Source organism: Saccharopolyspora tripterygii (genome assembly GCF_054778355.1).
This window is the reverse complement of sequence record NZ_BAAGZP010000047.1, coordinates 1-504: the sequence shown is the minus strand read 5'-3', so window position 1 is coordinate 504 and position 504 is coordinate 1. Positions and strand designations below refer to the sequence as shown.

Below are 504 nucleotides of genomic sequence, written 5' to 3'. Positions count from 1 at the left end.
TGGCCGGGTTGTTCGACGAGCCGACGAACTTCGAGCTCGATTGGGCCGCGCCGATCCAGTCGATGGACCTGTCGCTGTTGCGCAGCCGCGGGGACCAGGCAGTGGCCGTGGCGCTGACCTGCTTGGGCTCCTGGTCGTCGATGATCACCGACCTTCAGGACGACGGGGAGATCCGTATCGTCGTGCGCGACGAGGTCTGGCGTCAGATGCGCCTCGGGCCCAAGGCCGTGCAGGCTGTCGACTCCGACCTGCGGCTGTCCCGTGCGGAGAAGAAGATCCAGATCCTCGTCGGCCACAAGCCCAGCGACTTCCTGTCCGTGGGCAACGCCGGATCCCAGGAAGTCGCGATCGCCAAGGACCTCCTGGCGCTGTGCTCCACGCGGATCCTGTTCGGCCAGTCCACGCGCGTGGCCGACGAGCTGGCCGAGGACTTCGCCCTGTCTGCAAAGGAATCCGACGTCACCACGGGCTGGTGCATGGAGCGCACCGGCCGGGCGCTGTGGA

At 67.5% G+C, this 504-nt stretch carries 1 pseudogene; it reads left to right on the top strand.

What is annotated here, in order from left to right:
- Window positions 1–140 precede the first annotated feature (140 nt).
- Window positions 141–504 (top strand): annotated as a pseudogene (locus tag ACYVF3_RS30955) (ATP-binding protein); the annotation flags it as partial.